The organism is Candidatus Poriferisodalis multihospitum (assembly GCF_028283155.1).
In the GTDB taxonomy this organism is placed as follows: domain Bacteria; phylum Actinomycetota; class Acidimicrobiia; order Acidimicrobiales; family Poriferisodalaceae; genus Poriferisodalis; species Poriferisodalis multihospitum.
In genome coordinates this window covers 1-7,481 of sequence record NZ_JAPYOK010000021.1, presented here as the reverse complement: position 1 = coordinate 7,481, position 7,481 = coordinate 1, and the positions used below count along the sequence as shown (strand labels likewise).

Sequence of the window (7,481 nt, the reverse complement as noted above, 5' to 3'; positions counted from 1 at the left end):
GCTACTGAAGCGGCGCCGGCCCCGACCACCGAGGCCGCACCCGCTCCCACAACAGAAGCGGCACCGAGCGGTGAGCCCATCAAGGTCATGACGGTTACCACCCTCAACGCGGCGGGCCCGACGTACCACAACATCGCGAACACCGCGAATGCCTACGCCGACTACATCAATGCCCGGGGCGGCATCGCCGGCCGGCCGCTCGAGGTCACGGTGTGCGACGAGATGTTCGACCCCGCAGTGGCCGCGGCGTGCGCCCGCGAAGCCGTCGAGGAGAACATGGTGGCCGTGATCGGCTCGTTCACGTTCTTCGCCGAGAGCATCGTGCCGGTGATCGCCGAGTCCGACATCACCTGGTTCGGCCCGTGCTGCCCGATCACGCCGTCTGAGCTGACCAGCCCGCACTCGTTCCCCATCGGCAATCAGCCGATGTATGCGGTGGGCATCATCAAGCGAGCCATCGACGACGGGTGCCAGGCGATCAACGCGGTGATCATCGACGGCGCCCAGATCTTCCTGCCGCCGATGGAGAACGCGATCGCAGCCCTCGGCCAGAGCTTCGGCGACATCATCATCTTGCCGCCGACCGCGCAGGACTACTCCTCAGAGGTGGCCCAGGCGACAACCGACGCCGACTGCGTGATCGGCATCGTCTCCGAGACGCCGTACATCACCTGGAACACCGCGTGGACCCAGTCGGGCACCGATGCTCGCCAGTACGGCCCGCAGGGCAACCTGAACGAGATCTCCGCGGCCGGCAACGAGGAGTCGACCGACGGCGACATCATCGGCGGCATGTACCCCGACATCTCCACTGCCCCGTGGGACGAATACCGGCTGGCCCTCGAGGAAGGCGGTTGGGACACCACCGAGCACGACTACAACAGCCTGGGCGGCATGGGCACGTGGGCGGCGTATGCGGCCTTCACCCAGATCGCCGAGACCATCGATGGCGAGATCAACGCCTCCTCGTTCTTCCAGGCCGCATCGGCCACCGATCACCTCGATCTCGGCGGCATGGTGCCGGTGCTGGACTTCACCCAGGAGTGGACCGACGGCCTGCCGGGCTTCCAGCGCCTGTTCAATCGCAGTGTCGTGTTCAGCAAGCTGGAGAACGGCAAGGTTGTGCCGCTGACCACTGAGTTCGAAGACGTCGGCGACTTGGCCACCGGCAACGCCGGCTGACCGTCATCTGAGCACCGTCATCTCGATTCCGGCGCCCGCGCCGGGGTGGCCCGAGTGAGCGATCACTCGCCATCCCGGCGCAGGCGCAAGCCGGCTTAGCGCCGCTGCCACGGGGGAACCATTGGACGAGGTCATTCGCTTCGCTCTGCTGGGTTTCGGGGTCGGTGCCCTGTACGCGCTGGCCTCCCAAGGCCTGATCGTGGTGTACCGCGGCACCGGCGTACTGAACTTCTCCCTTGGCGCTACCGCAATAGCGGGCGTCTTCCTGCAGTGGGAGCTGCAACACCGGGCCGGCTGGCCGTTCCTGCTGGCGGCGCTGACCGGCGTCGCGCTGTCCGCGCTGCTCGGCGCCCTGACGCACTGGGTGATCATGCGGCCGCTGCGTCGCGCCAGCACGCTGATACGCGTCATCGCCACCTTGGGCGTGCTCATCTTGATCCAGGCCGGCGTGGTCATCCGGTACGGCTCCAACGCTCGCCAGGTGGCCAGTTGGCTGCCCACCAACCGGGTGACGCTATGGGGCGAGGTTGCGATCACCGTCGACCGGCTGATCCTGTTCGGAGTGGCATGCGCGTTCGCCGTGGTGCTGTGGGCGATGTATCGACGGAGTCATTTCGGTCTCGCCACCGAGGCGGTGTCCGAGAGCGAGCGAGCCGCTTCGGCCATCGGCTTGTCGCCGAATGCGATCGCCATCCAGAACTGGGCGCTGGGCTCGGCCATTGCTGCCGTTGCGGGCATCTTGGTGGTGCCCATCATCACGTTGCAGGTCACGGCCATGACATCGCTGGTGCTCGCAGCACTGGCCGCGGCGCTGGTGGGTGATTTCCGATCGTTCCCCATCGCCACCGCCACTGGCCTGGCGCTGGGCATCGGTCAGACACTTGTGGGCCGCTACGTCGACCAGCAAGGGCTGGGGCAGTCGCTGCCCTTCCTGGTGATTGTGGCCGTGCTGGTGTTCAAGGGTCGGTCGCTGCCGAGTCGTGACTACTTCTTGCGCGAGCTGCCGATGATCGGCAACGGACGCATGTCGTGGGACTGGACCATCTTCGGCATCGGCACGGTGGCGTTCCTGATGCTCACCAAGCAGGCCAAGTGGATCGACGCCCTCACCGTCACGATGGGCGTTTCGATCGTGCTGCTGTCGATTGTGCTGCTGACCGGCTACGCGGGCCAGCTCTCGCTGGCGCAGTACACCATCGCGGGGTTCGGCGCGTACGTGTCAGGACGCCTCGTTGCGGTGTTCGACATCCCGTTCCTGCTGGCGCTGGTGATCGGCGTCGCCGCCGCCGTGCCGCTGGGATTCATCTTCGCCTTGCCGGCAGCGCGAACGCGTGGCATCAACCTGGCAATTGTCACGTTGGGACTCGGCACCACCATCGAGCTGATGCTGTTCCGCAACCGTCAATACACCGGCGGCGTGCAGGGCACGCAGGTCGGCAGCCCCGAGCTGTTCGGCCTCGACATCGGCTCGATTCGCTACCCGGAGCGCTACGGCATGTTCGTGCTGGCAATGGCGCTGCTGGCGGTGTGGGTGGTGTCGAACGTGCGTCGTGGGCGCAGCGGGCGGCGCCTGCTCGCCATTCGAACCAACGAGCGGGCCGCTACTGCGCTCGGCATCGACGTGCCCAAGGCGAAGCTGTTCGCATTCTCGCTGAGCTCCGCAATAGCGGCGCTGGGCGGGATCGTGCTGGCATTCCGGCTGACCTCGGTCAGCTATACGTCGTTCACCAACCTCACCTCGATTCTGTTCGTGGGCCTGGCCATCGTGGGCGGCGTCGGTCACCTGCTCGGTGCGTTCGTGGGCGCCACCATGGCGACCGCTGCCTTCAGCCAGGAAGTACTCGAATCCACGTGGGACGGGGTGGGCCGCTGGACCCAGCTCATCAGCGGCATCGCCATCTTGCTCATGGTCCTCGGGTACAAGGACGGTGTCGCCGCCGAGTGGGTGAAGATCTTCAGGCTGGTGAAACGAGCCCGCAAGTGGGGCCGCTCGTACTTCATCGAGCTGGAAGACGTCTCCGAGCAGAATGCCGATGGGAGCGAGCAGTCGAGGGTTCCGGCTCGCGTGCTGAGCATCGAGAACATGACCGTGCGCTACGGGGCAGTCGTAGCGGTCAACGATGTCAGCTTCAACCTCACGCCGGGCACCATCACGGGGCTGATCGGCCCGAACGGCGCCGGCAAGACGACCCTCAAGACATGCGGTCGTACGTGCGCGATCTGGTGGCGCCGTCGAACCCGCCGTTCCCGCCCGAGGTCGTGCGGGCGATCATCGAGTTCCAGCTCGACGGCGACCTGCACCGCGACGTGAAGGACCTGTCCTACGGCAAGCACCGCCTGCTGGCGATTGCGCGGGCGGTTGCGATGCACCCGAGCGTGCTGCTGCTTGATGAGCCGGCCGCCGGCCTGAGCACCGCCGAGAGCGAGGAACTGGCCGAGGTGGTACGCCGCCTGGCCCAGGACTGGGGCATGGCAGTGCTGGTGGTCGAGCACGACATGAACTTCGTCAACGAGGTGTGCGACGAGGTGGTGGTGCTGGACTTCGGCAACAAGATCGCCGTCGGCACCCCCGAGGAAATCCGTCTCGACCCAGCCGTGGTAGCCGCATATCTGGGAACTGAGGCCGACGATGGTGTTGTGGCCGCCGCGCCGCAGCCACAGCCGGCATCCGGGGGTGGCGCATGAGGCCGCTGCTGCAAACGCGAAGCCTCAAGTGCGGGTACCTCAACCGGGCGGTCGTCCAAGGAGTGAACCTGAAGGTCCACCAGGGCGAGGTGGTCTGCCTGCTCGGACCGAATGGCGCCGGAAAGACCACCACGCTGCTCACCATCGCCGGTGAGCTGACGCCCGTCGACGGAATCGTGATGTTCGGCAACACGCCTACCTTCACGCCCATGTACCAGCGCATCCGGCGAGGGGGAATCGGGCTGGTGACTGAGGAGCGCTTGGTGTTCACCAAGCTGTCAGCTCGGGACAATCTGCGAGTGGGCGGCGGTTCGGTGGAAGCAGCGCTGGAACTGTTCCCCGAGCTCGAGCCTCGGCTGGGCGTGCGCGGCGGCATGCTCTCGGGCGGCGAGCAGCAGATGCTTGCGCTGGCACGGGCGCTCAGCCGCCAACCGTCGATTCTGCTGGCCGACGAGTTGTCGCTCGGGCTGGCGCCGATCATCGTCGATCGGCTGCTGGGAGCGGTCCGCAAGGTGGCCGACACCACGGGCACCGGCGCCTTGATCGTCGAGCAGCATGCCCGCAAGGCGCTGCAAGTGTCTGATCGGATGTACCTGATGGCCCGCGGCCAGATCCTGCTGGAACTGCCGGCTGCCGATGCCCTCAGCCGCCTCGACGAAATCGAGGAGACGTACCTGACCGGCATGTCTGAGACCGAGGAAGACCACATCGAGCGTTTGCGGCGCAAGAACAAGAGGAAAGCTTGGAGGCGTCTGCGGGTGCGCGAGCGTGAGCTGACACGGCTGTCCGGCAAGCTTGCCTCCACCCGTACCGCCGCAGAAGACGACTTCTATTTCGAACGCGAACGACAACGACGACACGCGGCGATGGTCCGCCGAAAGAGGTAATCACCATGGGGTATCGCACCGCTGAGCTGCCCGATGTCGATCTCGACGAGTTTGCGAAGATTCCGTTCTTCGAACGGATGAAGCTGCTGCAGCTGCACTGGGTCGAGCATGGCTTCGGGACGCCCAAGCAGACCGGCACGTTCTATGCGTGGAAGATCTTCCTGTACGCGCTGTTCGGGCTGATCGTGGCCGGAGCGTTCACTGCCGGACTCGAATTCAACGACATCGGCGGCTGGTGGGACGAGCCGATCCTCTACCAGAAGCTGATGATCTGGACGATCCTGCTCGAGATCACGGGACTGGCGGCCACCTGCGGCCCGCTGGCCTTTCACTTCGACCCGCCCATCGGGGGAATCCTCTACTGGTGGCAGAACGACACTCTGCGAGTGCCGCCGTACCCCAACCATGTGCCGTTCACCAAGGGCAATCGCCGCACGCCCTGGGACACCGGGCTGTACAAGCTGATCCTGGCCAGCCTGATCCTGCTGCTGGTGCTGTCACCCGAGCAGGTGGACGGGCTGCCCGACGGCCGCACCGGCATCTTGCCGCAGTGGGCGACGCTGATCTACTGCGGCTTGATCCTGCTGATGGCCATGCGCGACAAGATCATCTTCCTGTCGTCGCGGGCCGAGCAGTACGTGCCCACGCTGCTGTGCTTCTCGCTGTTCAGCAACTTCGTCGACATGATCATTGCCGCCAAGGTTTTCATCGTCATCATCTGGATGGGCGCCGGCTTCTCGAAGCTGCAGCACGGGTTCTCTTCGACGGTGTCGATCATGGTGCAGAACACGCCGTGGGTGGTGTGGGACCGATTCCGCAAAGCGACAGTCAAGGACTATCCCCGCGACATCCGGCCGGCTCGAACGACGCACTTGCTGGCCCATATCGGCGGCACCACCTGCGAGCTCATCATGCCGTTGGTGCTGCTGTTCTCGCCGTGGGGATGGGCGACGTGGATTGCCATCGTGTCCATCTGGATGCTGCACACCTTTATCATCTCGACGTTCCCGCTGGCGGTTCCGCTCGAGTGGAACGTGTTCTTCATATTCTGCTCAGCGTTCTTGTTTTCGAACTTCCACGCCGGAAACGGCTACGCGGTGTGGGACATGGAGCCGGTGCTGCTGGTCGTGGTGCTGATTGCGGCGCTGTCGCCCATCGTGCTTGGAGCCTTCCGCCCGCAGTACGTGAGCTTCCTGGTGGGCATGAAGCAGTACGCCGGCAACTGGGCGGCGGCGACGTTCTCGCTGCGCAACAAAGAGATCGAAGACCGGATCAACGACAAGATCGTGAAGTCCGCCGACAACCAGATTGACCAGCTCGAGCCGCTGTTCGGCCCTGAGATCTCGGAGATCTTCATTCAGAAGGCGGTGGCGTTCCGCATGATGCACCCGATGGGCCGCATGCACATCTCCGGCCTGATGTGCCACGTCGACGATCTCGACAAGCGCATTCAGCGCGAGGGCGAGTTCTTGAGCAACGTGCTGACGGGGTGGAATTTCGGCGACGGGCACTGCCTGGACGAGCGGCTGATCGCGGCGTGGCAGGAGCGGTGCCAGTACGAGCCCGGCGACGTGATTGCGGTGTTCACCGAGTCGCGGCCGGCCTAGGGCTGGTATCGCCACGACGACGCCTACAACTCCCAGCCGTGGCTGCCTGACGGCCCGATTCCGCACACGGTGACGTGGCGGAAGGAGGGCTACGAGCCTCAGGGCGTGCCGCATCCCGGCGATGCCCGCAAGGTGCCGTCCATCGATCACGACGGCAACTGGCTGATCCCCCGTCAGACTGCCGACGGTGTGGTGATGCCCGCAGTCGACACCGGCTAACGCGGTGACGACGGCGACGGTCGTCGGCAGCGGTCCGAATGGATTGGCCGCTGCGGTCCACTTGGCCAGGGCCGGCGTGGACGTGACGGTGCTGGAGGCGGCCGACACCATCGGGGGAGGGACGCGCAGCGCCGAGGCCATCGTGCCGGGCCTGGTGCACGACCAGTGCTCCGCTGTGCACCCGGTGGCCGCCGCGTCGCCGTTTCTGCGTGGGCTCGACCTCGAGGCGCTCGGTCTGCGGTGGTGCGCGCCAGCGGTTGACTGCGCGCATCCGCTCGACAACGACTCGGCCGGGGTGCTGTACCAGTCCATCGACGAGACCGCGGTGGGGCTGGGCGGCGACGGAGCTCGCTGGCGCCGACTCTTCGGGGCGCTGACCAAAGATCTCGACGCGCTGTTCGAGGACATCACGCAGCCGCTGCTACGGGTGCCACACCATCCGCTGCTGACCGCCCGGTTCGGGGCGGTGTCTGCGACGCCCGCCACGGTGGTGAACCGTTTCTGGCGCAGCGAGCAGGCGCGGGCATTGTGGGCGGGCGTCGCTGCGCACGCGTTCTGGCGCCTGGACCATCCCATGTCCAGCGCGGTTGGGCTGATGATCCTGGCCGCAGGCCACCAGTACGGTTGGGTCGTCGCCGAGGGTGGTTCCCAAGCGATCGCGGATGCGCTCGTTGCCGACCTGACGGCACACCGGGGGCGGGTCGAGACCGGGGTTCGGGTTCGCTCGGTGGCCGAACTGCCGCCCACTGACCTGCTGCTGCTCGACGTGTCGCCGTCGATCGCCGCCGACATCCTGGGCGATCGGTTGCCGCGTCGAATTGCCCGTGCCTACCGGCGGTTCCGCCACGGCCCGGGGGCGTTCAAGGTCGACTTCGCGATCGAGGGCGACGTGCCGTGGCGG

Annotated in this window: 7 protein-coding genes; all 7 read left to right on the top strand. The window is 66.0% G+C overall.

The genetic code is table 11. The annotated features are described in order from the left end of the window. On the top strand, positions 1–1,182 hold a 1,182-nt coding region (locus VI480_RS00715), incomplete at its 5' end, for an ABC transporter substrate-binding protein (protein ID WP_323670890.1). Between the two features lie 121 nt (positions 1,183–1,303). Then, positions 1,304–3,493: an ABC transporter permease gene (locus tag VI480_RS00710; protein ID WP_323670889.1), complete on the top strand. Its 2,190-nt coding sequence runs from the start codon at positions 1,304–1,306 to the stop codon at positions 3,491–3,493. After that, positions 3,382–3,867 carry an ATP-binding cassette domain-containing protein gene (locus VI480_RS00705; RefSeq protein ID WP_323670888.1) on the top strand — a complete coding sequence of 162 codons (486 nt, stop codon included), beginning with the start codon at positions 3,382–3,384 and terminating at the stop codon, positions 3,865–3,867. Before VI480_RS00710 ends, VI480_RS00705 begins: the two co-directional genes overlap by 112 nt. Beyond that, positions 3,864–4,754 carry an ABC transporter ATP-binding protein gene (locus VI480_RS00700; RefSeq protein ID WP_323670887.1) on the top strand — a complete coding sequence of 297 codons (891 nt, stop codon included), beginning with the start codon at positions 3,864–3,866 and terminating at the stop codon, positions 4,752–4,754. The genes VI480_RS00705 and VI480_RS00700 overlap by 4 nt, the downstream gene beginning before the upstream one ends. 5 nt (positions 4,755–4,759) lie before the next feature. Next, on the top strand, positions 4,760–6,361 hold the full coding sequence (locus VI480_RS00695) for a DUF3556 domain-containing protein (RefSeq protein WP_323670886.1): 1,602 nt from the start codon (positions 4,760–4,762) through the stop codon (positions 6,359–6,361). Between the two features lie 69 nt (positions 6,362–6,430). Then, positions 6,431–6,580 carry a hypothetical protein gene (locus tag VI480_RS00690; protein ID WP_323670885.1) on the top strand — a complete coding sequence of 50 codons (150 nt, stop codon included), beginning with the start codon at positions 6,431–6,433 and terminating at the stop codon, positions 6,578–6,580. Positions 6,581–6,584: 4 nt separating this feature from the next. After that, on the top strand, positions 6,585–7,481 hold an 897-nt coding region (locus VI480_RS00685; RefSeq protein WP_323670884.1), incomplete at its 3' end, for an NAD(P)/FAD-dependent oxidoreductase.